The organism is Bacillus sp. NSP9.1 (assembly GCF_000465465.2).
GTDB classification, from domain to species: domain Bacteria; phylum Bacillota; class Bacilli; order Bacillales; family Bacillaceae; genus Bacillus; species Bacillus sonorensis_A.
Map to the genome: position 1 here is coordinate 847,528 of NZ_CP048273.1, position 23,105 is coordinate 870,632.

26 protein-coding genes, 1 other RNA gene and 2 pseudogenes are annotated in these 23,105 nt (G+C 46.4%); 18 read left to right on the plus strand and 11 right to left on the minus strand.

What is annotated here, in order from left to right:
• Positions 1–10 precede the first annotated feature (10 nt).
• The gene (opuCC, locus tag M654_RS04130; RefSeq protein ID WP_026588807.1) at positions 11–928 is read left to right on the plus strand and encodes an osmoprotectant ABC transporter substrate-binding lipoprotein OpuCC; all 918 of its coding nucleotides are present in this window, start codon (positions 11–13) and stop codon (positions 926–928) included.
• Positions 929–947: 19 nt separating this feature from the next.
• Complete coding sequence (locus tag M654_RS04135; RefSeq protein WP_026588806.1) at positions 948–1,625, plus strand: ABC transporter permease; 678 nt, start codon at positions 948–950, stop codon at positions 1,623–1,625.
• A gap of 44 nt (positions 1,626–1,669) precedes the next feature.
• Here the strand turns inward: M654_RS04135 and M654_RS04140 are convergent, their stop codons facing one another.
• Positions 1,670–2,071, minus strand: coding sequence for a helix-turn-helix domain-containing protein (locus tag M654_RS04140; RefSeq protein WP_026588805.1), 402 nt, complete (start codon positions 2,069–2,071; stop codon positions 1,670–1,672).
• Between the two features lie 163 nt (positions 2,072–2,234).
• On the minus strand, positions 2,235–2,636 hold the full coding sequence (locus M654_RS04145) for a transcriptional regulator (RefSeq protein WP_026588804.1): 402 nt from the start codon (positions 2,634–2,636) through the stop codon (positions 2,235–2,237).
• Between the two features lie 151 nt (positions 2,637–2,787).
• Between M654_RS04145 and M654_RS04150 the strand changes: the two genes are divergently transcribed.
• The 8 genes and pseudogenes from M654_RS04150 to M654_RS23775 form a co-directional block, all read left to right on the plus strand.
• A complete protein-coding gene (locus tag M654_RS04150) occupies positions 2,788–3,021 on the plus strand; it encodes a helix-turn-helix domain-containing protein (protein ID WP_142246090.1) in 234 nt (77 codons plus the stop codon).
• Between the two features lie 29 nt (positions 3,022–3,050).
• Positions 3,051–3,347, plus strand: coding sequence for an AbrB/MazE/SpoVT family DNA-binding domain-containing protein (locus M654_RS04155; RefSeq protein ID WP_026588802.1), 297 nt, complete (start codon positions 3,051–3,053; stop codon positions 3,345–3,347).
• Between the two features lie 149 nt (positions 3,348–3,496).
• Positions 3,497–3,727 (plus strand): preprotein translocase subunit SecG, encoded by a 231-nt coding sequence (secG, locus tag M654_RS04160; protein WP_026588801.1) that lies wholly within the window; start codon positions 3,497–3,499, stop codon positions 3,725–3,727.
• Positions 3,728–3,866: 139 nt separating this feature from the next.
• Positions 3,867–4,613 (plus strand): alpha/beta hydrolase, encoded by a 747-nt coding sequence (locus M654_RS04165; protein ID WP_026588800.1) that lies wholly within the window; start codon positions 3,867–3,869, stop codon positions 4,611–4,613.
• Positions 4,614–4,626: 13 nt separating this feature from the next.
• A complete protein-coding gene (gene rnr, locus M654_RS04170; RefSeq protein ID WP_026588799.1) occupies positions 4,627–6,933 on the plus strand; it encodes a ribonuclease R in 2,307 nt (768 codons plus the stop codon).
• A gap of 119 nt (positions 6,934–7,052) precedes the next feature.
• Positions 7,053–7,526 carry an SsrA-binding protein gene (gene smpB / locus M654_RS04175; RefSeq protein WP_026588798.1) on the plus strand — a complete coding sequence of 158 codons (474 nt, stop codon included), beginning with the start codon at positions 7,053–7,055 and terminating at the stop codon, positions 7,524–7,526.
• 111 nt (positions 7,527–7,637) lie between these two features.
• Positions 7,638–7,997, plus strand: a transfer-messenger RNA (tmRNA) gene (ssrA, locus tag M654_RS04180).
• Between the two features lie 407 nt (positions 7,998–8,404).
• Positions 8,405–8,548 (plus strand): annotated as a pseudogene (locus M654_RS23775) (peptidoglycan-binding domain-containing protein); the annotation flags it as partial.
• 51 nt (positions 8,549–8,599) lie between these two features.
• Here the strand turns inward: M654_RS23775 and M654_RS23780 are convergent.
• Positions 8,600–8,833 (minus strand): annotated as a pseudogene (locus M654_RS23780) (hypothetical protein); the annotation flags it as partial.
• Positions 8,834–9,162: 329 nt separating this feature from the next.
• Here M654_RS23780 and M654_RS24075 point away from each other — a divergent pair.
• From M654_RS24075 to M654_RS04195, 3 genes are all read left to right on the plus strand, one after another.
• A complete protein-coding gene (locus tag M654_RS24075) occupies positions 9,163–9,297 on the plus strand; it encodes a hypothetical protein (protein WP_256860191.1) in 135 nt (44 codons plus the stop codon).
• 121 nt (positions 9,298–9,418) lie between these two features.
• Positions 9,419–10,957 carry a glycoside hydrolase family 43 protein gene (locus M654_RS04190; RefSeq protein WP_026588797.1) on the plus strand — a complete coding sequence of 513 codons (1,539 nt, stop codon included), beginning with the start codon at positions 9,419–9,421 and terminating at the stop codon, positions 10,955–10,957.
• A gap of 181 nt (positions 10,958–11,138) precedes the next feature.
• Positions 11,139–12,362: a glucuronoarabinoxylan endo-1,4-beta-xylanase XynC gene (locus M654_RS04195; RefSeq protein ID WP_051290454.1), complete on the plus strand. Its 1,224-nt coding sequence runs from the start codon at positions 11,139–11,141 to the stop codon at positions 12,360–12,362.
• Between the two features lie 181 nt (positions 12,363–12,543).
• Here M654_RS04195 and M654_RS04200 read toward each other — a convergent pair whose 3' ends face one another.
• From M654_RS04200 to M654_RS04225, 6 genes are all read right to left on the minus strand, one after another.
• Positions 12,544–13,986, minus strand: a complete 1,443-nt coding sequence (locus tag M654_RS04200) for an alpha/beta hydrolase family protein (RefSeq protein ID WP_026588795.1) — start codon at positions 13,984–13,986, stop codon at positions 12,544–12,546.
• A 107-nt stretch (positions 13,987–14,093) separates the two neighbouring features.
• Positions 14,094–14,264: a hypothetical protein gene (locus M654_RS04205; protein WP_163170545.1), complete on the minus strand. Its 171-nt coding sequence runs from the start codon at positions 14,262–14,264 to the stop codon at positions 14,094–14,096.
• Positions 14,265–14,328: 64 nt separating this feature from the next.
• Positions 14,329–14,814 (minus strand): DUF6022 family protein, encoded by a 486-nt coding sequence (locus M654_RS04210; RefSeq protein ID WP_026588794.1) that lies wholly within the window; start codon positions 14,812–14,814, stop codon positions 14,329–14,331.
• 123 nt (positions 14,815–14,937) lie between these two features.
• Positions 14,938–15,336, minus strand: a complete 399-nt coding sequence (locus M654_RS04215) for a YrvL family regulatory protein (RefSeq protein ID WP_026588793.1) — start codon at positions 15,334–15,336, stop codon at positions 14,938–14,940.
• A 71-nt stretch (positions 15,337–15,407) separates the two neighbouring features.
• Positions 15,408–16,562 (minus strand): oxalate decarboxylase family bicupin, encoded by a 1,155-nt coding sequence (locus M654_RS04220; protein ID WP_026588792.1) that lies wholly within the window; start codon positions 16,560–16,562, stop codon positions 15,408–15,410.
• Positions 16,563–16,654: 92 nt separating this feature from the next.
• On the minus strand, positions 16,655–16,804 hold the full coding sequence (locus tag M654_RS04225; RefSeq protein ID WP_077735585.1) for a YvrJ family protein: 150 nt from the start codon (positions 16,802–16,804) through the stop codon (positions 16,655–16,657).
• A 156-nt stretch (positions 16,805–16,960) separates the two neighbouring features.
• Here M654_RS04225 and M654_RS04230 point away from each other — a divergent pair, with 156 nt between their 5' ends.
• From M654_RS04230 to trhO, 3 genes are all read left to right on the plus strand, one after another.
• Positions 16,961–17,542 carry a sigma-70 family RNA polymerase sigma factor gene (locus M654_RS04230; RefSeq protein WP_026588791.1) on the plus strand — a complete coding sequence of 194 codons (582 nt, stop codon included), beginning with the start codon at positions 16,961–16,963 and terminating at the stop codon, positions 17,540–17,542.
• Positions 17,517–17,735, plus strand: a complete 219-nt coding sequence (gene rsoA / locus M654_RS04235; RefSeq protein ID WP_179115650.1) for a sigma-O factor regulator RsoA — start codon at positions 17,517–17,519, stop codon at positions 17,733–17,735. Before M654_RS04230 ends, rsoA begins: the two co-directional genes overlap by 26 nt.
• A gap of 197 nt (positions 17,736–17,932) precedes the next feature.
• Positions 17,933–18,901 carry an oxygen-dependent tRNA uridine(34) hydroxylase TrhO gene (trhO, locus tag M654_RS04240; RefSeq protein WP_026588789.1) on the plus strand — a complete coding sequence of 323 codons (969 nt, stop codon included), beginning with the start codon at positions 17,933–17,935 and terminating at the stop codon, positions 18,899–18,901.
• Positions 18,902–18,928: 27 nt separating this feature from the next.
• On the opposite strand, the gene M654_RS04245 is transcribed toward trhO, so the two are convergent.
• Entirely contained in the window at positions 18,929–19,804 is an 876-nt protein-coding gene (locus M654_RS04245) for a vanadium-dependent haloperoxidase (protein ID WP_051290453.1), read from the minus strand.
• A 170-nt stretch (positions 19,805–19,974) separates the two neighbouring features.
• Here M654_RS04245 and M654_RS04250 point away from each other — a divergent pair, with 170 nt between their 5' ends.
• Positions 19,975–20,610, plus strand: a complete 636-nt coding sequence (locus M654_RS04250; RefSeq protein ID WP_026588788.1) for an FMN-dependent NADH-azoreductase — start codon at positions 19,975–19,977, stop codon at positions 20,608–20,610.
• 31 nt (positions 20,611–20,641) lie between these two features.
• Here the strand turns inward: M654_RS04250 and M654_RS04255 are convergent, their stop codons facing one another.
• Positions 20,642–21,694, minus strand: coding sequence for an oxidoreductase (locus tag M654_RS04255; protein ID WP_035428491.1), 1,053 nt, complete (start codon positions 21,692–21,694; stop codon positions 20,642–20,644).
• Between the two features lie 187 nt (positions 21,695–21,881).
• Here M654_RS04255 and M654_RS04260 point away from each other — a divergent pair, with 187 nt between their 5' ends.
• A complete protein-coding gene (locus tag M654_RS04260; protein WP_026588786.1) occupies positions 21,882–23,069 on the plus strand; it encodes a macrolide family glycosyltransferase in 1,188 nt (395 codons plus the stop codon).
• Positions 23,070–23,105 lie beyond the last annotated feature (36 nt).

Below are 23,105 nucleotides of genomic sequence, written 5' to 3' on the forward strand. Positions count from 1 at the left end.
GTTGGCATTCATGCAGAAGAAAAAACGAAGATTAGTCACAGCCTTCGTGCTGGTGTTTGCGCTTTTATTAAGCGGCTGCAGCCTGCCCGGTCTCGGCGGGGCTTCCAAAAACACGATCAAAATCGGATCGCAAAGCTTTACGGAATCTGAAATTATGGCGAATATGCTCGCCCAGCTGATCGAGCATGACACCGATTTAAATACGGCGCTTGTCAAAAACCTCGGCTCAAACTATGTCCAGCACCAGGCGATGCTCGGCGGCGACATCGACATTTCGGCCACGCGCTATTCCGGCACAGACTTGACGAGCACGCTTGGCAGGGAAGCGGAAAAAGATCCGGAAAAAGCGCTTAAAATCGTCCAAAAGGATTTTAAAAAGAAATTTAACTATAAATGGTATGATTCCTACGGATTTGATAATACGTACGCGTTTACCATCACGAAAGAAATGGCTGAAAAAGAGCACTATGACACGATTTCCGATTTGAAAAAAGACGCCGACAAGCTGAAGCTCGGGGTGGATAACGCCTGGCTGAAAAGAAAAGGCGACGGATACCAAGGATTTAAACAAACATACGGTTTCGCATTTGGTTCAACCTTTCCAATGCAAATCGGTCTCGTTTATGACGCCGTCAAGAACGGCAAGATGGACATCGTCCTCGCCTATTCGACGGACGGCCGGATCAAGGCCTATAATCTGAAAATATTAAAGGATGACAAACATTTTTTCCCTCCGTACGACTGTTCTCCTGTCGTCCCGGAAAAAGTGCTGAAGGCCCATCCGGAACTTGAGGGTGTCATCAGCAAGCTGATCGGGAAGATCGACACCGAGACGATGCAGGAGCTGAACTATGAAGTCGATGGAAAGCTGAAAGAACCTTCTGTCGTCGCAGAAGAATTTTTGAAAAAGCATCATTATTTTGAGTGATCAGGGAGGGATGATTGAAATGGAAATGCTGAAACAGCTTTGGACGTACTATGCGCAAAACGGCGGCTATGTGCTGCACGAATTTTACCGCCATTTTCTCATGTCGGCCTACGGCGTCTTGTTTGCGGCGATCGTCGGGATTCCGATCGGGATTTTCATCGCCAGATACAGAAAGGCGAGCAGATGGATCTTTTCCATTACAAATGTGATCCAGACGATTCCGGCATTGGCGATGCTTGCCGTCCTCATGCTCGTGATGGGCCTCGGGGCGAACACGGTCATCCTTTCATTGTTTTTGTATTCGCTCTTGCCGATCATCAGAAATACGTATACGGGAATCGTCAGCATTGAGCACGCCTATCTCGAATCGGGAAAAGCGATGGGGATGACGAAGTTTCAAGTGCTGCGGATGGTCGAGCTTCCCCTGGCATTATCCGTCATTATGGCGGGTCTCAGAACCGCTTTGGTGATCGCGATCGGCATTACCGCGATCGGAACCTTCATCGGCGCCGGCGGTCTCGGCGACATCATCGTCAGAGGGTCAAACGCGACGAACGGAACAGCGATTATCCTGGCGGGCGCGATTCCGACCGCGCTGATGGCTGTCATCGCCGACCTGATTATGGGATGGCTCGAGGGCGTCTTGAGCCCGGTCAAAAACCGCAAAGGCCAAGCGCCGAATCCAGATGGTGTCTAGAAAAATAAAAGCCCGAGTTTCTGTTTAAAGGAAACTCGGGCTTTTTATGATTTCCGCTTCTCGGCTTCACTCACCAAAAAGTGAAAATACTGCTCAAGATTTAATATATCTTCTCGTGACAAGCTGTCCCATTTGCGCGCGTCAAACAGCCACAGGTCTTCCGCGTCGTGTTTTGCCGCAATATCATATATGGTGAGGTACTCCGGCTGCTCTTCACAGATTTCCCCCGGCGCCATATAACCGGCGATGTCCATCAGCTGTTCATATGGGATCTTCAAGGCAGCGGCCAACTTTCTGATCGTCGCCGGCTTCGGCACTCCGCGATGCCCGTTTTCGATTCTGGAAATGGTCGCGGCGCTCACCCCGGCGTACATCGCAAGCTGATTGACCGACAATCCTCTTTGTTCGCGCAGCTCTTTCAACTGCTCGCCGAATGTTGTTTTCATCACCATCACCTCGCCGTCATCGTGTTATGTAACATTTTAATACAAATGTTGACTAAAGGAAACAGTTCAGGTGGAAAAATATTGACAAAAGTTAACATAAGGTATAAAATAGCAGCAAGAAAAGTGTACAGGCTTACAAGAGGAAAAGCGGAGGGAGCTGGAATCAGGAGTTGTTCCGTCTGCGTGCTTCCTGCACGAGAAAATTGAAATATTTCTCGAGGTTCTCGATGTCAGCCTTTGACAGAAGCCTCCATTTTTCCGCGTCAAATAATGAAAGGTTCTCAAGCTGATATTGAGAAACGATGTTGTTGATGGTATCGTAGCCGCTTCTTGACTCATTGACGGCGGCCGCGCTGATATAGCCGGCTGATGCCATCAGCTCCTCATACGGAATTTTCAAGGCGTCGGCCAGCTTTCTGATCGTCGCCGGCTTCGGTACACCGCGGTGGCCGTTTTCGATTCTTGAAATGCCGGCGGAACTGACGCCGGAATACATCGCGAGCTGATTGACAGTCAGCTTTTTCCGCTCCCTTAACTCCCTCAATCGACTTCCAAAATCCGTCATCTTCAAAACCTCACAATCTCTTATATTCAATATTTTAGTATGAATATTGACTACAGGAAACATATGGATGATAAAAGTATTGACAAAAGTTAACATATCAATTATGGTTGATATAGATAAAAAGAAATATAAAACAAAAGGAAGGGGAGTCATAATGGTAAAAAAGATTCATATCAGGAGAGATTTTGTTCTTCAGTATATGGTTGAGCATAATCTTTCCTTAAATCAGCTTGCCATTGAAATCGGTGTATCCCCGGCAACACTTAGCAGAGTCCTTAATGGGGAAAGGAGGCCGGGTCAGCTTGTCATTGGAAAAATGATTCAGTATTTCAACAAAAAATTCGAAGATCTCTTCTATTACAAAGATGTTGACAAAAGTCAATGAAACAAGGAAAAAAGGAGGCCGCACAAATTATGAAAAATACGGGAATTGTCCGGAGAATCGATGAGCTTGGAAGGGTGGTGCTCCCGGTGGAAATGCGGAAGGTGCTGAACATCAATGAAAAGGACCCGCTGGAAATATACAGTGAAGGTGAAAGCATCATTTTGACAAAATACGCCGCCAACATGGCCTGCCTGATGACAGGGGAAATCACGACGCAGAACAAAACGTACGCGGGCGGCAAGATCGTGCTCAGTCCCCGCGGTGCAGAGATGCTTTTGCAAGAGATGAAGGAGGTCTTGAAACAGAAACACCATGCTGCATATTGAATTAAAGCGGAGCCTTTCCAATCATGTGTGTATACGCCTTTCCGGGGCTGGCAAAAAATAAACAAGACGGTCGATTCAGCCCGTGACAGCAACTTCGTTTTCATGTAAAATAAAACTATTGTCAGCCAGTTTGCCTGGAGGTGTAGGAAATGACCGCATTTTTAACGGTCTTATTAGTGATTGTTTGCGTTGCACTTATCGTTGTCGTGCTGCTGCAATCCAGCAAAAGCGCAGGATTATCGGGCGCGATTTCCGGAGGAGCCGAGCAGCTTTTTGGAAAGCAGAAAGCAAGAGGATTGGATTTAATTCTTCACCGGATTACGGTTGTTTTAACCGTGCTTTTCTTTTTCTTAACGATTGCGCTTGCTTACTTTGTATAAGACAATGAAGCATGAGGTCTGATGTTGAAGTCAGGCCTTTTTCCTATTTGCCGGCCTCTGTCTTGCGGCCGGTTCTATTTATTAAGTTTGTTTCCAGATCAAACGTGGAAGAATACATATGAAAAGGAGACAGTGAATCATGAAAATCGTCAAACCACAACCTTTCACATTTAAAGGCGGAAAAAAAGCCGTCCTGCTGCTGCACGGATTTACGGGAAACACAGCAGATGTGAGAATGCTCGGGAGATATTTAAATGAAAGGGGCTATACGTGCCACGCTCCTCAATATCAAGGACACGGCGTCCCGCCGGAAGAACTTCTTTCCACAGGCCCTGAAGACTGGTGGAAAGACGTCATGGACGGTTACGAATATTTGAAATCGGAAGGATATGAACAAATAGCGGCTTGCGGACTGTCTCTCGGAGGGGTTTTTTCTCTGAAATTGGGTTACACTGTACCCGTAAAGGGAATTGTTCCAATGTGCGCGCCGATGTATATCAAAAGCGAAGAGACGATGTATCAAGGTGTGCTTGATTATGCCCGCAATTATAAAAAATTTGAAGGCAAAACACCGGAACAGATTGACGCCGAAATGGAAGAATTCAAAAAAACGCCGATGAACACATTAAAGGCTTTACAGGAGCTTATCGCCGATGTCAGACATCATGTAGACATGATCTACTCGCCGACGTTTGTAGTGCAGGCCCGCCATGATCATATGATCAATACGGACAGCGCAAACATCATCTACAATGAAGTCGAGACGGATGATAAAAAACTGAAATGGTATGAAGAATCAGGGCATGCCATCACTTTGGATAAAGAGCGTGAAACATTGCACGAAGATGTGTATCAATTTTTAGAAACGTTGGATTGGCAGCCTTAAGGAGGTCTGGTTAGTGGAAAAAGAAGAATTTATGGATAAGCTTCTTTCCTTTATGAAGGAAGAAGCATATAAACCTCTGACAGTTCAGGAACTGGAGGAGATGCTTGAGATTACAGATGCAGATGAATATAAAGAGCTTGTCAAGGCATTGGTGAGCCTTGAAGAAAAAGGGCTTGTCGTCCGAACGAGAAGCAACCGGTACGGATTGCCGGAAAAAATGAATTTAATCAAAGGAAAGATTTCGGCGCACGCCAAGGGCTTTGCGTTTCTCCTTCCTGAAGACGCCGCGCTTGATGACGTCTTTATTCCGCCTTCCGAGCTGAATACGGCGATGAACGGAGATACGGTGCTCGTCCGCATGAGCACGGCAACCGGAGGCACAAAAAAAGAAGGCTCTGTCATCCGCATCATTGAGCGGAACGTTCAGAAAATCGTCGGTACGTATACGGAGACGAGAAATTTCGGGTTTGTCATTCCGGACGATAAAAAAATCACAAACGACATCTTTATTCCGAAACACGCCAAAAACGGCGCTGTCGAGGGCCATAAGGTCGTCGTCCGCCTGACAAGCTACCCTGAAGGACGGATGAGCGCCGAGGGGGAAGTCGTTGAAATTCTCGGCCATAAAAACGATCCCGGTATTGATATCCTATCGATCATTCATAAACACGGTCTTCCCGGGGAATTTCCGAGGGAAGCGTTGGAACAGGCCGGCGCCACACCGGAAACGATCGATGAAAAGGATCTTCAGAATAGACGCGATTTGCGCGATCAAACGATCGTCACGATCGATGGCGCGGATGCCAAAGATCTCGATGACGCCGTTACCGTTACAAAACTTGAGAACGGGCATTATAAACTCGGCGTTCACATTGCCGATGTCAGTCACTATGTAACAGAAGGATCGCCGATTGATCAAGAGGCGTATGAACGGGGAACGAGCGTTTATTTGGTCGACAGGGTCATTCCGATGATCCCGCATCGGCTCTCGAACGGCATCTGCTCTTTAAATCCGAAAGTCGACCGCTTGACGATGTCGTGTGAAATGGAAATTAACGGCCAAGGACAAGTCGTAAAGCATGATATTTTTCAAAGCGTGATTAAGACGACTGAACGGATGACATATTCGGACGTCAACAAAATTTTAGTTGATGATGATGAAGAGCTGAAGCAAAAATATGAAGCTCTTGTGCCGCTGTTTAAAGATATGGAAGAGCTTGCCGCCATTTTACGCGACAAGCGGATGAACCGCGGAGCCGTCGATTTTGATTTTAAGGAAGCGAAGGTTCTTGTCGATGAGGAAGGCAAGGCGAAAGACGTCGTGATCAGAGAGAGGTCAACGGCGGAAAAGCTGATTGAAGAGTTTATGCTTGTGGCCAATGAAACGGTCGCTGAGCACTTTCATTGGATGAACGTGCCGTTTATTTACCGGATTCACGAGGACCCGGATCAGGAGAAGCTGCAGAGATTTTTGGAGTTTGTCGCCACATTTGGCTATGTGGTCAAAGGGACGGCCGGCAGCATCCATCCGAAGGCGCTCCAGAACGTGCTCGATGAAGTGAGAGACCGCCCGGAAGAAGCCGTCATTTCTACGGTGATGCTCAGGTCGATGAAACAGGCGAAATATGACCCGCAAAGCCTCGGCCACTTCGGGTTGTCAACTGAATTTTACACCCACTTTACATCGCCGATTCGCCGCTATCCTGATTTGATCGTCCACAGGCTGATCAGGACATACTTGATTCAGGGCAAGACCGATGAAGCAACAAGGGAAAAATGGGCGGAGAAGCTTCCGGATATTGCCGAGCATACGTCAAATATGGAACGCAATGCCGTCGACGCGGAGCGGGAAACTGACGACCTGAAAAAAGCGGAATATATGATGGATAAGATCGGTGAGGAATTTGACGGCATGATCAGTTCGGTCACGAACTTCGGCATGTTTGTCGAGCTTCCGAATACGATTGAAGGACTGGTCCATGTCAGCTTTATGACGGATGATTTCTACCGCTATGATGAACAGCATTACGCGATGATCGGCGAAAGGACGGGCAATGTCTACCGGATCGGCGACGAGATTACGGTCCGCGTCGTCGACGTCAATAAGGACGAACGGAACATCGACTTTGAAATCGTCGGAATGAAAGGATCGCGCCGCAGGCCGAAACCTGAAGGCAAACAGAAGGGGAAAGATTCCAAAAAGACGGCGCCTGCTTCTGACAAAGGGGAATGGTTCACAAAGCCGAAAAAGAAAAAAGTAAAGAAAAAACGCGGTTTCCAAAACGCACCGAAGCAGAAAAGAAAGAAAAAGAAAAAATAATCCCGGCACGCGTCACAAAAGGGGCGGCGAAATTGTAAGAAAGGCGTTCATTTGGTAGAATAAAACGTATTCGCCGCCTTTTCGAAAATGAAAGACTTCAGGCGGGAGGAGGTTGCCGTATGCCAAAGGGAGAAGGGAAGGTTGTTTCCCAAAATAAAAAAGCAAACCACGATTATTTTATAGAAGAAACATATGAAACAGGCATTGTGCTTCAAGGGACCGAAATCAAATCGATCCGCGCCGGCCGCGTCAATTTAAAGGACGCGTTCGCCAAAATTGAGAGGGGAGAAGTGTTCCTTCACAATATGCATATCAGCCCGTACGAGCAGGGAAACCGCTACAACCATGATCCTTTGCGGACGAGGAAGCTTTTGATGCACAGAAAGCAGATCAACAAGCTGATCGGTCTCACAAAAGAACAGGGCTATTCGCTTGTACCGCTTAAGCTTTATTTAAAAAACGGCTTTGCCAAAGTGCTGCTCGGCCTTGGAAAAGGGAAGAAGAAATTTGACAAGCGCGAGGACTTGAAGCGCAAAGACGCCAAACGAGAAATTGAACGGGCGTTCCGCGACCGTCAAAAAGGCTTGATCTAAGCCTCTGGCCATGTTATTCTATATAAACGCGGTCACAAAGATTACCATTTGAATTGATGTGTAATCTTGATATAATAGGAATACAGCCAGTTTTTCCGACATCCTTCACAAGGGGACGTTACGGATTCGACAGGGATGGATCGAGCTTGAGTTGCGAGCCGAGAGGCGATCTCGTAAACACGCACCTAAATATAACTGGCAAATCTAATAACCAGAACTTAGCACTAGCTGCCTAATATAGCGCAGCGAGCTCTTGCCCGCATCGCCTATGTGCCGGTTAAGAGCCCATAACGAAGTAGGCTACGCTTGCGCTCCCGTCTGAGAGCGCAGGAAGAGACCCATCAGACTAGCTCTCTGAGGGCCCGCCCGCAGGCACGAAGATGAGCGAATCCAAATATGCAGGGCTACGCTCGTAGACGCTGAAGCAATCGACGTTTCTGGACGTGGGTTCGACTCCCACCGTCTCCACCATACATATGATGGTGGTTTTTTTGTTTTTGGGGATTTTTTATGTTTGTGTAAGAGCGGTGAACGGCTTCATGAACATATGAATGATACTGCTGGAGGACGCCGGGCTCATGCCATGAGAAAATTCAAGGACGTTTTCCATATTGTAAGAGATTTTCAACATTCCCTGCACAGACATTACACCAAGATATATCAGGAACATTCATAAAGAGACAATTGACAGACAATGGACGGCAGCTTTGCCGATCAGCGTTGAAATGTATGTCGAAAAGACGGCGAGATTCACAGTCAAACGGTTTAAAATGCCGCTGAATTGATCGCTGAATCATCAAACAGAAAAAATCACCATACATGTCCGGCAATAAACCCGTCCTACAGATTTAGGAGGCGCTGGCTGCCCTTTATTACTAGGCGCCAAAAATAACGGTATTGATGGCTTTTACGGGCCGAAGACGGCTAAGACGGTCAAACGGTTCTAGCTGATGCACGGGCTGTCTCCTGACGGCATTTACGTTCCAAAGACAAAGGCAAAACTTGAATCACTATTGAAATAATACAAAAAGGCCCTCTTTCACGAGGGCTCAGCTTTTTAAAATTTAACTCGTCTATAGGTATTCATTAATGTCCAATTCCCATACTGTCTGACCATCTACTAAAATTATATTTGGCGGATCATCATAAAGAGAGATCTCAACCAAGGAGCTTTCCCCTTGACTTAACCAATCATATACACTGCCTTCGTTATTAGTAGGGTGGGATATAATGTTATTCACTCTAAAGGCAACTGCATAATATTCTGTGTAATTGATATCATCATCCTCTAATCCAGTATCTGTTTCGCTCCGCTCATTCAATCAAACCGTTGACGCTTTGGCGATGTTCTTATACTCCTTTTTCTTTCCGCGATTATGAACCACTTCTACTCAACATACGGATGTTTACAAAACAAACCTTTGTCCTGTTTTCTTTTAAATAAAATGAAATTAGTTCATAAGAATTAATTTTTAGATTTGTGAAAAAGAAATGATAAAAGACACTTAATAAGCTAAAAAAATTATGGTAAGTTTTTGAAGGTGTTAAATGTAAAAGTTTGTATGACTAACACTTATGACAGAACGGTGGTCAAAAACTTTAAGTCGGTTATTAAATATGAACTGCAGGAGGGGATGTGAGAAAGAAGAGCAAAGCGCCGGCAGATAAATCACCGGTCAGGTTACTGCGGTTGATTGAAGACGGCCAAGATTCAGAACGCGTTCTTCCGGAAGAGACTTATGCTCGGCTTCGCGAAGGAATGGAGCTCTGAAAGAAGCCGCTTCAAGATCAGAAATCGCCCCAAATCCGGATCACACTTTCCAAAGACAGGGGCTGCCGCCGGAAAAATCAGCAACTCACCTGATTTTATAGATAAAAGGAGGATGTTGGTTATGAAAATGAAGTGCAGTGCATGTTTATTGGTTCTGGCGCTATTCATAAGCTGTATACCTGGGAAGTCTGCACTTGCTGCCAGCACTACCATTGCAAAGCATGTAGGAAATTCAAATCCGCTAATAGACCATCATTTAGGAGCGGATCCCTTTGTGCTGACCTATAACGGAAGAGTCTACATCTATATGTCCAGTGATGATTATGAATATAACAGCGACGGAACGATTAAGGATAATTCATTCGCCAATTTGAACAAAGTGTTCGTCATATCTTCAGCGGATATGGTGAATTGGACAGACCACGGAGCCATTCCGGTAGCGGGTGCCAATGGCATCAATGGAGGCCGGGGGATTGCGAAATGGGCAGGCGCGTCCTGGGCCCCGTCAGTCGCAGTTAAAAAGATAAATGGTAAGGATAAATTCTTCCTTTACTTTGCAAACGGCGGCGGAGGCATCGGGGTTCTCACCGCAGACAGCCCGACCGGGCCGTGGACAGATCCGATCGGAAAAGCGTTGGTTACAACGAGTACACCAGGAATGAACGGCGTTGTTTGGCTTTTTGATCCGGCAGTGTTCGTAGATGACGATAGCCAAGGTTATCTGTATGCCGGCGGAGGCATCCCTGGCGGTTCAAATCCAACACAGGATCAATGGGCAAATCCTAAAACAGCACGAGTCATCAAATTGGGGGCCGATATGACCAGCGTTGTTGGAAGCGCGTCTGTGATTGATGCGCCTTTCATGTTTGAAGACTCGGGAATGCATAAGTATAACGGGAAATATTACTATTCCTATTGCATCAATTTCAGCGGTGCGCACCCGGCCGATATACCGCCGGGTGAAATCGGTTACATGACCAGCTCAAGCCCAATGGGTCCTTTTACGTATCAAGGGCATTTTCTGAAAAATCCGGGTGCATACTTTGGAGCCGGGGGTAACAACCATCATGCAGTTTTCAATTTTAAAAATGAGTGGTATGTGGTGTACCATGCTCAAACTGTCAGTTTCGCTTTGTTCGGAGCCGGCAAAGGATACCGTTCTCCCCATATTAATAAGCTGGTGCATAATCTGGATGGGTCCATTCAAGAGGTTGCAGCAAATTATAAAGGTGTAGGACAGCTTGCCAATCTGAATCCATATAACCGGATAGAAGCTGAAACGTTTGCCTGGAATGGACGCATTTTGGCAGAGAAATCTTCAGCATCTGGTGGGCCGGTAAATAATCAAAACATCACAAGCATTCATAACGGAGACTGGATCGCTGTAGGAAATGCCGACTTCGGCGCGCGCGGAGCCAGGACGTTTAAAGCAAATGTGGCATCCGCTGTAGGCGGGGAAATTGAAGTGCGTCTTGACAGTGTGACCGGAAAGCTTGTGGGAACGCTGAATGTACCTTCAACAGGAGGAACGCAAACCTGGAGAGAAGTCGAAACTGCTGTAAGCGGCGCGACCGGTGTTCACAACGTCTACTTTGTATTTACCGGAAACAGTTCAGGCAACTTGTTTAATTTTGATTACTGGCAGTTTACACAAAATTAGCACCGGTGCCGGCAAAAAGGCGGTTTCAGAGGTGAGAAAAACTTTCGGCTGCAGTGAAAGAGTCATATACCGCAACCGAAAACGAAGTTTCAAAAGACATCGTTTTATGGAGAATATGTTGTTTATGAGAGGATGAAAGCGTGTGAAAAAATGTATTTGTGTATTGTTGGCATATGTAACGATGCTGTCGCTCATGTTAACCGGGCCGGCCGCTGCTGAAGTTTTAGCAGCCAGTGACGCGAAAGTTAATTTATCAGCAGAAAAACAAGTGATTCGCGGTTTTGGAGGAATGAACCACCCGGCTTGGATTGGGGATCTGACAGCAGCTCAAAGAGAAACCGCTTTTGGTAATGGAGGGAATCAGTTAGGATTTTCAATCTTAAGAATTCATGTGGATGAAAACAGAAATAATTGGCACAGAGAAGTGGAGACGGCAAAGAGTGCGATTCAACATGGAGCAATCGTTTTTGCTTCCCCCTGGAATCCTCCAAGCGATATGGTTGAGACCTTCAATCGTAATGGTGACACATCCGCTAAACGGCTGAGATACGATAAGTATGCCGCATACGCGCAGCATCTTAACGATTTCGTTACCTATATGAAGAATCATGGTGTGAATCTGTATGCGATTTCCGTACAAAACGAGCCCGATTACGCACATGATTGGACGTGGTGGACGCCGCAAGAAATGCTCCGCTTTATGAGAGAAAATGCCGGCTCGATTAATACCCGTGTCATCGCGCCTGAGTCATTTCAATACTTGAAAAATATGTCGGACCCGATTTTGAACGATCCGCAGGCGCTTGCCAATATGGATATTCTTGGCGCACATCTTTATGGTACACAGCTTAGCAATTTCGCTTATCCTCTGTTCAAACAAAAAGGCGCGGGAAAAGATCTTTGGATGACGGAAGTATACTATCCGAACAGTGACAACAACTCTGCGGATCGCTGGCCAGAGGCATTGGATGTCTCCTACCATATTCACAATGCGATGGTAGAGGGGGATTTTCAAGCCTATGTTTGGTGGTACATCCGCAGATCATACGGTCCTATGAAAGAGGACGGCACGATCAGCAAACGCGGTTACAATATGGCTCATTTCTCAAAATTTGTTCGCCCCGGCTATGTAAGGGTTGATGCAACGAAGAACCCTGATACAAACGTTTACGTATCTGCCTATAAAGGTAACAACAAAGTCGTTATTGTTGCCATTAACAAAAACAACTCAGGGGTCAATCAAAACTTTGTTCTGCAGAATGGCGCTGTTTCACAGGTTTCCAGATGGATAACGAGCAGCAGCACCAATCTTCAGCCTGGAACGAATCTCAATGTAACAGGCAATCATTTTTGGGCTCATCTTCCAGCTCAAAGCGTGACAACATTTGTAGCTGACCTCCGCTAACTTTCACGACACTACGTATGAAGCGGAGCCGAAACCTGTTATTCGGGCTAAACAGGTTCTGGTTATACGACTGAATCTGATGCAGCCATTGCGTTGAAGATAGGAGCAGGCAATCAGGGCATTGATGTTAATGAGAGAAGGTGCCGCTTTCACTGGCGGCGCCTATCCCGTAAATTTAGGTTTATTTTTTCGGAAACTTCACCTCCGGATATGACGGATTCGGCTTCTTGAGCAAATCCCCGCCGACTCCTTTTAAATGCTTATTAAAAAAATCCAAAACATACTGATTGACGATGTCTGCGCCTCGTCCGCCATCGATTTCTCCCGTCATGCCGATCCATTTCAAAACCTTTGAAAATAGCTGAAAGTCGGTGAAATTGTAATGCTCCGTTCCTTTTATATATACCATTGATGCGTTGTCGATGATGCTGTATTCCTTTTTTCTTTCCTCAATCATGTTGTGAAACGCTTCTTTCGTTAACCCCGAATTTTTGATTTCTTCCTCGGATATATTGCCGCTCAGAGCCTTGTTCCTTATCGTGATAAAACTGCTTGATTCCATAAACAAAAACGGTTTTGAAATGGCTTGTTTATCGCCTATATTGTAAAGCGACCCGTCCATATTGATTCCGGCTTTAATGTTTTGATTCGAATAAGCGGTGTTAAAAGCGGTGGCTCCGCCAAATGAATGTCCCATCATGCCGATGTTGTCGAGATCGATTTTTCCTTTGAAGCTTCTGCCGTTCAAGTTCTTTAACTGATCGATGACAAATTCGGCGTCCTGCGTCCAAATGTTTCCGAGCTTTGCGCTGTTCTCGGAAACACCGTTCATGTATTGTTCCGTTGTTAAGCCTGTGACCCGTCCGTCGGGAAAAGCGGTCGCCATCGTGCTGTATGTATGATCAATCGCGACTGCGATAAATCCGTGGCTGGCCAGATTCTCGGCTTGTGAAGCGTGCAGCAGCCGGCTTGTTCCGAATCCGTGGCTGATCACGACAACCGGATAACGATTTTCCGATGAGGAGATTTCAGCATTTTCATATGAGTTGGTTCGAATGTAGCGCCAATAGTCCAAAGCAAATGCAGGCACGTGTAATTGCTCAGCGAAATTTCCGATATACTGATCGAAAAAACGATCTTCAGGGAAGAGGGGCTGTAGCTTTTCGCCATTCTGCTGTTGTGCCGGATACCAGACCTGAATCATCAGCTCTCTTTTGTCATCGGGATCTTTCGTCAGCACTTCATCTCTGTTCTGATCGACCAAATGAAATGTTTTCGTCCCAACCGCATATGCGCCGTCAGGCTTCGGCAGGTGAAACACAGGGAGATAAACAGCCAGAAAGACAGAGAGGAGCAGCAGGGCGAACATGAGAAAAGACAAACCGTATCTTAACGGCTTCCACATGCTCATGCGCAGCTTTTTACCAAAAAACACAGTGAGCGAGAGGAAAAGGGCAATCAAATAAACAAACACCATTTGCCATCTATAGCCTTCGAAAACGAGCTGTCCGGCTAAGAGACCGATGCTGGCCACGGCGAGTGGAAACGCCCATTTTTTCGGCATCTTTTGCTGAAAGAACAGCAGAAAAGCGGAGAGAGTTAATAATATTTCCAATATTCTCATTATGCTTCTCCTTAAATTGATTATTTTGTCTTATATATAACGGATTTCCCATTCTTTTGGTTGCAGTGATATTTTTGTACACAAAAAAACGCCGGATGACCCGGCGGCTACAGCTTATATTTGACGAGCTTTCTAAAAATGAAAACCAAAGCACATACAGCAGCGAACGACAAAAGGAATTTGAGGAAGAAAACAGAAGCAAGCCATTCTTTGTTTAAGATTGCGAGTATTACTTGACCCGCAAACACGGCGGCAAATATTGATAAAATGATTCTCAAACCTTTCCCCTCCTGAAAATATGCTCCATTTTCCTCAATATAACATATTTTTTCATTTTGGACATTAGGTCTGTTTGATCTGTTTGATGGCTGCGACAATCGGTTCTCTGGCCGTTTCTTCTAATGTGTCAATCTTCGGGGCGAGAGGTACATCAAATCCGGCATGGGAGTGATAGAAATCAAACAGCAGCGTGCCGACCGGATGTTGTTGCTGATCACCGATGACCGTCCAAAACACTCTGGAGCGGCAGTTTTCAGCTCCCCATTTTTCCATGGATTGTCTGAAATTCAGTCCTTTCCCAATGAAAAAATCGCCTTTTTTCGCGGTTTGAATCATTGTAAAGCCGGACTGTTCGAGACTTGCAAATACAGGCGGAAGCAGTTTATCCAAGTAAAGTCCGTAAGTCGCATCCTCCAATTCGGGAAACGCTTTTAAGAATTCGTCCCGATGATCTTCAAGCGTTTGTTTCCAATGGGCATCCACATAGCTTTGCACTTGTTCGCCGATTTCTTTCATCGACATGTCCTGTCTGAAACGAATTGTTTCCATCAACGAAAACCTCCTTTTCATCACTGTATATTCAGTTTATAACATTCATGCAAATGATAAAGTTTGTCAGAATATTGATTCCTGCGATGAAGAAAACTTTATCATGCGGTTTAGAATGGATCGTCAATATGAGAGCGAACCGGACCTCTGCCGCGGATAAAGGATTTTATCGATTGTAAAAAAGGAAACGGCAATCATGATTTCCGCCGAAGTCGTCAGCAGAACGTCGTCCAGCAATTCGTCCGCTGTATAAATGGCGGCCCATAAACAGCCGATTGTGATCATTTCGGCGGCAAAAAACGTGATCCTTCGATTGAAGCGCAATAATTGAATGCTCTGGATGAGCAGCTTTTCGGCCGGTTCCATGACGAAGGTCAGCACGATATAAAAAAGGGTAAACATTAGCAGGGACCCGACCGTTTGGTAAAATGCGCCCGACAGATGAAACAGAATCGAGATCCCGAGAAAGTGGGCGAAATAAACGAATATAACCGATAAGCAGCAAATAACGAAATGTTTCATGACACAGCTCCTTTACGATATGTACACACAGCCGTAGGCTTGCAGGATATGTCTCCTGCAAGCCTGGCTGGTTATTTCTTAGCAAATTTCACGACCGGATGCTTTTCTTTAGAGAGCATTTTTGTAAACTCGCTGCCAACGTCAAGATGCTGGCGGACAAGCTCTTCTGGTACGAGGGCAAGCCACTGGTTTAAAGAAATGTCAGCATAATGGTCGTCTTTAAAGATTTCCAGGAAGCGAAGCGGTTCGTCTCCTGTATTTTGGATATAGTGCCCCATCGCAAACGGCACATAGCCGACATCACCGGCCTGATAATTAAATGTTCTGGCATGTCCGTCAGCCGCGAAAACCGTCATTTTCGCTTTGCCGGAAATATAGTACTGCCACTCGTCTGTATTCGGATGCCAGTGCAGCTCCCGGACGCCTCCGGGTTCGACTTCCACCAACGCCGAGGCGATCGTTTTCGACGCTTTAAAATTGGTGGAATCGGCAATCCGTACTTTGCCGCCGCTTGAGACGATCGGTTCCTGTTCAAGCAATTTGTAGCTGAAAGATTCCGGAACCGTTCCGTTCGGGCTTTCAACCTTGTCTTTCTCAAGCGAGCCCGGAACCGCTTTTTGGAAAATATATTTTTCCTCAGGCGGAAGTGATGCGACGACGTCTTTAGAGATGCCGAAGTTTGCGGCAATGACATCATCTGGTGTATGGGCGAGCCAATCTGTCACCTGGAAGGTGCTGTTTTCAGAGAAGGAGCCGTCATCGAAGACGAGCAGGAATTCACAGCCGTCTTCAAGGCCTTGAAGCGAATGCGGAATCCCGGACGGAAAATACCATAAATCGCCCGCCTTCACATCATCAATAAAGTTTCTGCCGTCCTGGTCGACAGCTGTAATTCTTGCTGATCCATAAATTACATAAGCCCATTCGGCTTCCTTATGCCAGTGCAGTTCTCTGATGGCACCCGGTTTCAGCCTCATGTTGACAGACGCGATATTATCGGAGATCGGCAGCTCGCGGACGGTGACTTCCCGTGCGTATCCGCCCTTTTCGAGACGGTTATGGACATCGGAAAATGAAAATTTCATGTTTGGTACTGTTCCGTGGTCGGTTTCAGGCGGCACGAGCATGTCCGGATTTTGCCGGTCGCGCTCAACGTTGTGCGGAATTTTCGTTTCCGCTCCTTCTTCTCCTCTGATCGGCTGCGGAATTTGTTTGTTTTTTTCCATGTGATATCCCCTCTTTCTAAAATGTAAAGGAGAGCTGAAAGGCCTTTCGTTTTCCCCTTCTGTCATGTTAAGTGAAAAAAGTGAGGCCGATGTCAATCCTCGGTGTCATTTTTTTCTTTGATCAATTCGATCAGTTCATCGATCTTCTTTTCAAAACGCGTGAGCAGGTAAATTGCCAATACAGCGGGAAAGCCGACATTGCCGATTTGCTTCGCTGCTTCCTCAATGAATGTGCTGTCCATATATACCACCTCCTATCTTATGAAGTGACGAAAGTTTGAAAAATGTAAGCAAAGAACTATTTTCTCTGGATGGGAACTTATGTTTGCATGTTAATAGAGGAGATGAGTTTACTTTTTTTTCATTTCTTTCATCTAAATAAATAGGAGGCGGTTTTTATGATTGATCAAACGTTACTGCGTTCGAAAATCAAGGAGATCACAAGGCATCCGCTTGTGAAGCATTTTTTGAGCAACCCCCGGTATGAACGGCTTTTCAACCACGTATTGGACCATCCGGATTCAAAAGAGGCAGAATGTCTCGATCGTGAATTTAAACGGTTTTACAAAAACATCCGCATGATCAAATACATCAACTCGATGATCCGGATTTTCTCCGTTGACTTTGATAAAAGAGTCCGGAAAAACCGAGAACGCTTTCCGCTGATGATCGACGACAGTCCAACCTTGCCTGAGCCGCCCCACGGGGACCTGTTAGATGACGTTTTGGAACACGAAGAGGATTTAAGCGAGCATCTGCAGGACCGGTTGCTTTACGAGGCGTTTTTACAATTGACGGACAAGCAGAAACAAGTGCTGGCGCAAGTTTATCTTCACGGGAAATCCATGCAGGAAATTGCTGACTCCTTGGGAGAATCGAGGCAAAATATTTCGAGAATTCATAAGAGGGCGATCGAAAAAATAAGAATGCTGCTGAATTCTAAGGCAGAGGGGAATGATAACAGTGAGTCTGCACGATGAAAAAGATATTGAAAAATTGCTGGAAAACTTCACACCGATGATCAAAAGCAAGTTAAACAACACATCCTATCAAGAGAGGGAAGATCTTGAGCAGGAGCTGAAGATGAAGATTTGCGAAAAAGCGGAGATGCTTTTAGGTCAAGAGGTGCCTGGTTTTTGGGAGTTTATCGCGGAATTGCTGAAAGTCCTTTAATCTGAGCTGTTTTGCTTGCGTTAAGCGGTCGGAAGTGATAAAATTTTTAACATTTGATTAATGGAATGTCCAAGCTGCTTTCATTGAAATCATGGTGATGATTTGTTTTCATATGACTGAAGGTTTAACAATGTAAATGGATGAGGGTTCCATTTTTTATCTTATAAAAACATGGATCAGATAGGTGGTAAGATATCATGAAAAATCAATACCGAGTATTGTTGTACTATAAATATGTTCATATCGAAGATCCCGAACGGTTTGCACAAGAACACCTTGAGTTCTGCAAAAGCCTGGGATTAAAAGGTCGCATCCTTGTCGCAGAAGAAGGAATAAATGGCACCGTATCGGGAACGGTTGAGCAGACAGAGGAATATATGAATGCCATGAACAACGATCCGCGCTTTGCAGATATGGTCTTTAAAGTGGATGAAGCCGATCAGCACGCTTTCAAAAAAATGCATGTCCGCCATCGCGATGAGCTTGTGACACTGCGCCTTGAAGATGATATTGACCCGAATGAATTAACGGGGAAATACCTCGAGCCAAAGGAATTTTATGAAGCGATGCAGAATGAAGACACGGTCGTCGTCGACGCCCGAAATGACTATGAATATGACTTAGGCCATTTTCGCGGGGCGATCAGACCCGACATTAAAGCATTCCGCGATTTGCCTGAATGGATCCGTGATAACAAAGAAAAGCTCGAAGGCAAGAAAATTTTGACCTACTGCACGGGCGGAGTCCGCTGTGAGAAATTTTCCGGCTGGCTGAAAAAAGAAGGCTTTGAAGATGTTTCCCAATTGCACGGGGGGATCGTAACTTATGGCAAAGATCCCGAGGTTCAAGGAGAGCTGTGGGACGGCAAATGCTATGTCTTCGATGAAAGGATCAGCGTTCCGGTCAATCAAAAGGAACACGTCGTGGTCGGACGGGACTACTTTACCGGAGAACCTTGCGAGCGCTATGTCAACTGTGCCAATCCGGAATGCAACAAGCAGATTATCTGCTCAGAAGAAAATGAGCACCGCTATTTGCGCGGCTGCACACATGAATGCCGGGTCCATCCGCGAAATCTGTATGTAAAAGAACATGGGCTGTCTGATGAAGACGTCCGGATGAGACTTGAAAAGTTAAAAGAGGAAGAACATACAGCAAAGGGATAAAAGAGCAGATCTTTTATCCCTTCTTTTTTACCTTGCGGACGGATCCTCTCTTGGATCAAGCAGTGAACTGCATTCCCGGCCTCTTGGAAAAGGAATCACCTGTCTGTAAGGCGGCGGAGGGAGATCAGCGTCGCGGTCTTCCAATTCCGGTATATCGATTCTGACCATGTCCGAATCGCGCTGACTTTTCAGTTCATTGACGATGATCCGGCCAATTTGCCTTCCAAGTCTGAGGCCGCCTTCACCGTTTACATTGTAATGTACCCCGCCGTATACCCTTGACATCGCGTTTTCCTCGGCGAGCTCTCGCAATCTTTCCGCTTCCGTCGGGAAGTAATAGCTTAAGACGACTTCCGCACATCCGGAAATACCGGCATGGCCTGAAGGGTATGAAGGAAACTTCGGTGTGCAAATGATGGTCCGTAAGCTTTGATCAAACTGATTCGGCCGCGGAATCTCCCAAAGATATTTGAAGTACCAGACGACAACAAATGTATCATTGATGGCCGCATGGACATTCGCGAGCAACCTGGCCGCTCTCGCCGGCGTTAAGCCGTACGTATCAATGAGACGGTCGATGATCGGCGTCCATTGCTTTGTGGCCGGACCTGATCCCCAATACTCGGCGATCGTGATCTGTTCAGGGGTGAGGTTTCGCAAGATTTGCCTCACATTGTCAAGCTCTTCACCTTCAAAATCGATCGTATCGGGGTGACGGATGTCAAAAGCGATCGGACATCCGCCCGGATCGAGAAAATCGCCGGATGGACTCCGTTTTAAGAAAAAGGTCGGCCAGGAGCCTGCGGTCGAATCGACCGGCTGAGGAACACGCTTTTCTCCTGCATAGGCTAATTCAGACCATAGACGCGGCAGGTTTTTGCACTCATTTTTGCATTTTAGCATCGCAAAACTTCCTTTTTGTGTAAAATATTGGAACGTTATATTATATAAAATAAAATCGGTGATGCAATGGACAAATTCTATCAAAGGAATGCCTTTTTTTTCGGCTACCCGAATATTTGTCCTGCTGTTTTCCATACTAACAAACAACAAACGAAAGGCAGGTAGCAAAAATGGCAAAGACTCTTTATATCACAGCACATCCTCATGATGAGAGAGCATCGTACAGCATGGCCGCTGGAAAAGCGTTTATTGATTCCTACAAAGAAGCGCACCCGGATGATGAAGTGACTCACCTTGATCTCTATCGGGAAAACATTCCGCAAATTGACGCGGATGTTTTCAGCGGATGGGGAAAGCTTCAGTCAGGTTCGGGTTTTGAGCAGCTTTCCGATGACGAAAAGGCCAAGGTCGGCCGTCTGAACGAGTTGAGCGAACAATTTATCGCACAAGATCAATATGTCTTCGTCACACCGCTGTGGAATTTCTCTTTTCCGCCGGTGATGAAAGCTTACTTTGACGCGGTCGCTGTGGCAGGGAAAACATTTAAGTATACAGAAGAAGGTCCGATCGGACTGTTAACAGATAAAAAAGCGCTCCACATTCAGGCGAGAGGCGGTTATTATTCAGAAGGACCTGCGGCAGAACTGGAAATGGGACACCGTTATATCAGCGTCATGATGCAGTTTTTCGGCGTGCCGTCATTTGAAGGCTTGTTTATAGAAGGCCATAATGCAGAGCCGGATAAAGCCGAAGAGATCAAACAAAATGCGATCGCCCGGGCGAAGGAATTGGGACGGAGATTTTAAAAAAACCGCGGAGATATTTCCGCGGTTTTCTTTATTCGTTGAAGAAAATGGTTTTGTTCAAGTTGCTGCTTTTTTGCGCGGCTTCGATGATCCGGATGACGGCGAGGCCATCTTCGGCAGAGACCGGCGGTTTGCTGCCTTCAAGGATGCTTGAAGCAAGCTGTTTGTAAAAGGTTACATAAGAGCCTTTCAGCGTCTCAATGGTTTCTTGTTTGACTTCATCCCCGTCGATCACCGTCAGCTCTCCGAAATTCTCGGCGACACCTTTTCCCCAATCATCGCCGGCCGGTTGTTTTCCTGCTCTCAGCGCATCTTCCTGGCCGTCAATTCCGTATTTGATAAAGCTGCCTTTTGACCCGTGCACTAAGTAGCGGGGGCCGTTTGCCGCAACGATTGAGCCGGAGTGCAAAACCGCCTGAAGCTTGCCGTAATGCAGGACGACATGAAAATAGTCGTCTGTTTCCGCATGGTCCCGTTGAGCTGTCACTTGAGCGGTGATGCTGGCCGGCATACCGAATAAATGCAGAGCCTGATCGATCAGGTGCGAGCCCAAATCATAAAGCGCACCGGAACCCGGTCCTTTCTGCTCTCTCCAGCGCTGTCTGACATTTGGCCGGAAGCGGTCCCAATAAGCATGGAAGGTGTTGACTTCTCCGAGACGGTCGTCCTTGATCAGCTGCTTGATCGTCAAAAAGTCATTGTCCCATCGTCTGTTGTGGTATACGCTGAGGACGACGCCTTTTTCTTCAGCTATTGCAATCAGTTCTTCCGCTTGCTGAGGCGAGGCCGTCATCGGCTTTTCCAGGACGACATGCTTGCCGGCGAGAAGGCATTCCTTTGCCATTTCATAATGGAGTCCGCTCGGCGTTGTCACGATGGCGAGGTCAATGTCGGGATCACCGGCGATCTCTTCGATTGAACGGACGGTTTCCGCCTCCGGAATGTCCTGCTCGACTTGTTCTCTTCTTGATGTCATCACTTTTTTGATCGCAAATTCCTCTAATACCGAAAGTAAAGGCGCGTGAAAAACAGAGCCTGACAACCCGTATCCCAACAAGCCTGTGCGAATTTTGTCCACTTTCATTCTCCTCCCTTTATGTTTGTGTGATATGTAATCAACTGTGTCTCTCATATTTATTTTACCCTGTTTCCGCGGATGAACAAACCGTTCCGCATTCCTTCTAAATGCCCTTCAACTTTCAGACTTTAGTTGGTGGACAGCAGCTGGTTTTAATCTGTAAAATTTTACATAGTGAAAGGAGTGAGAGAGCATGGCAAACATTTTAATGATCAATGTTCCGGCAGAGGGGCATGTGAATCCGACTCTCGGCATCGCCAAGGCTTTTGCAGAAAGAGGTGACAATGTTCACTATATTACAACAGAGAAATTTAAAGAAAGGCTTGAAGCCCTCGGTGTCAACGTTCACCTTCAGCCTGATTTGATGGGGATGCTGGAAGGCGAAGAATCAGTGCTGAAGCTTTTTATTCGGATCGCGCAGGATACTTTGCGTGCCGCTAAGGAATTGGCGGGAGAGATCGATTTTGATTTTGTTTATTATGATACATTCGGCGCGGGCAAGCTGGTGCGCGACTACCTGGGGATTCCGGGTGTTTCTTCGTCAGCCTCATTTTTATTCAGCGAAGAATTTATGAAATCCCACGGTCCGATCAAAGCCGCCCAGGGAAACACGGAAGTTGAAGCTCTCATCAGGGAGATCAAAGACGAGTACGGTGTAGAACCGGAAAGTCCGGCACAATTCATGAGAAATGACGGCGAGCTAAACATCGTCTATACAAGCCGCTATTTTCAGCCGGACAGCAGCCGTTACGGCGGCCAATACGTCTTTGTCGGCCCGAGCTTTCCCGAGCGAAAAGGTTCACGCCGCGGCTTCCCGTTGGAGGAGCTCCGCGGAGAGCGGGTCCTTTATATCTCAATGGGGACCGTTCTGGACAATAAAGAAGACTTTTTCAATATGTGCATTGATGCATTTTCGGACTTTCAAGGGAAGGTGGTCATCGCCGCCGGGGAAAGGACCGATCAAAGCAAGCTGAAAGAAGCGCCTGACCATTTTATGATTTCCGCTTATGTGCCTCAATTAGAGGTGCTGAAAGCTGCCGACGTCTTCATCACACACGGTGGAATGAACAGCGTGAATGAAGGGATTCATTTCGAAGTGCCGCTCGTCGTCATTCCGCACGACAAAGACCAGCCCATCGTCGCCGGCCGTGTAACCGAGCTTGGCGCCGGCTGTGCACTGAGCGAGGATGAAGTGAACGCTGAAACCTTAAAGAAGGCTGTACATGAAGCATTGGCGAATGAAGCCTATTTACAGGGCATTCGAAAGATCAAGGACAGCTTTCAAAACGCAGGCGGAGTCGAGCGGGCGCTGGAGGCTATTGACCGGTTTGTAGAAGAAAAGAAGCTCGGACGATCGGCTGACCATTCTAGCATCTCTTAAAAGCCATGGAATATTTCTTCCTGAAAATCTAAAATG

Coding starts and splice junctions, on each gene's coding strand:
- opuCC (WP_026588807.1), top strand. CDS start 11: ATGCAGAAGAAAAAACGAAGATTAGTCACAGCCTTCGTGCTGGTGTTT.
- M654_RS04135 (WP_026588806.1), top strand. CDS start 948: ATGGAAATGCTGAAACAGCTTTGGACGTACTATGCGCAAAACGGCGGC.
- M654_RS04140 (WP_026588805.1), bottom strand. CDS start 2,071: ATGAAAACAACATTCGGCGAGCAGTTGAAAGAGCTGCGCGAACAAAGA.
- M654_RS04145 (WP_026588804.1), bottom strand. CDS start 2,636: ATGACGGATTTTGGAAGTCGATTGAGGGAGTTAAGGGAGCGGAAAAAG.
- M654_RS04155 (WP_026588802.1), top strand. CDS start 3,051: ATGAAAAATACGGGAATTGTCCGGAGAATCGATGAGCTTGGAAGGGTG.
- secG (WP_026588801.1), top strand. CDS start 3,497: ATGACCGCATTTTTAACGGTCTTATTAGTGATTGTTTGCGTTGCACTT.
- M654_RS04165 (WP_026588800.1), top strand. CDS start 3,867: ATGAAAATCGTCAAACCACAACCTTTCACATTTAAAGGCGGAAAAAAA.
- smpB (WP_026588798.1), top strand. CDS start 7,053: ATGCCAAAGGGAGAAGGGAAGGTTGTTTCCCAAAATAAAAAAGCAAAC.
- M654_RS04190 (WP_026588797.1), top strand. CDS start 9,419: ATGAAAATGAAGTGCAGTGCATGTTTATTGGTTCTGGCGCTATTCATA.
- M654_RS04195 (WP_051290454.1), top strand. CDS start 11,139: ATGCTGTCGCTCATGTTAACCGGGCCGGCCGCTGCTGAAGTTTTAGCA.
- M654_RS04200 (WP_026588795.1), bottom strand. CDS start 13,986: ATGAGAATATTGGAAATATTATTAACTCTCTCCGCTTTTCTGCTGTTC.
- M654_RS04210 (WP_026588794.1), bottom strand. CDS start 14,814: ATGGAAACAATTCGTTTCAGACAGGACATGTCGATGAAAGAAATCGGC.
- M654_RS04215 (WP_026588793.1), bottom strand. CDS start 15,336: ATGAAACATTTCGTTATTTGCTGCTTATCGGTTATATTCGTTTATTTC.
- M654_RS04220 (WP_026588792.1), bottom strand. CDS start 16,562: ATGGAAAAAAACAAACAAATTCCGCAGCCGATCAGAGGAGAAGAAGGA.
- M654_RS04225 (WP_077735585.1), bottom strand. CDS start 16,804: ATGGACAGCACATTCATTGAGGAAGCAGCGAAGCAAATCGGCAATGTC.
- M654_RS04230 (WP_026588791.1), top strand. CDS start 16,961: ATGATTGATCAAACGTTACTGCGTTCGAAAATCAAGGAGATCACAAGG.
- rsoA (WP_179115650.1), top strand. CDS start 17,517: ATGATAACAGTGAGTCTGCACGATGAAAAAGATATTGAAAAATTGCTG.
- trhO (WP_026588789.1), top strand. CDS start 17,933: ATGAAAAATCAATACCGAGTATTGTTGTACTATAAATATGTTCATATC.
- M654_RS04245 (WP_051290453.1), bottom strand. CDS start 19,804: ATGCTAAAATGCAAAAATGAGTGCAAAAACCTGCCGCGTCTATGGTCT.
- M654_RS04250 (WP_026588788.1), top strand. CDS start 19,975: ATGGCAAAGACTCTTTATATCACAGCACATCCTCATGATGAGAGAGCA.
- M654_RS04255 (WP_035428491.1), bottom strand. CDS start 21,694: ATGAAAGTGGACAAAATTCGCACAGGCTTGTTGGGATACGGGTTGTCA.
- M654_RS04260 (WP_026588786.1), top strand. CDS start 21,882: ATGGCAAACATTTTAATGATCAATGTTCCGGCAGAGGGGCATGTGAAT.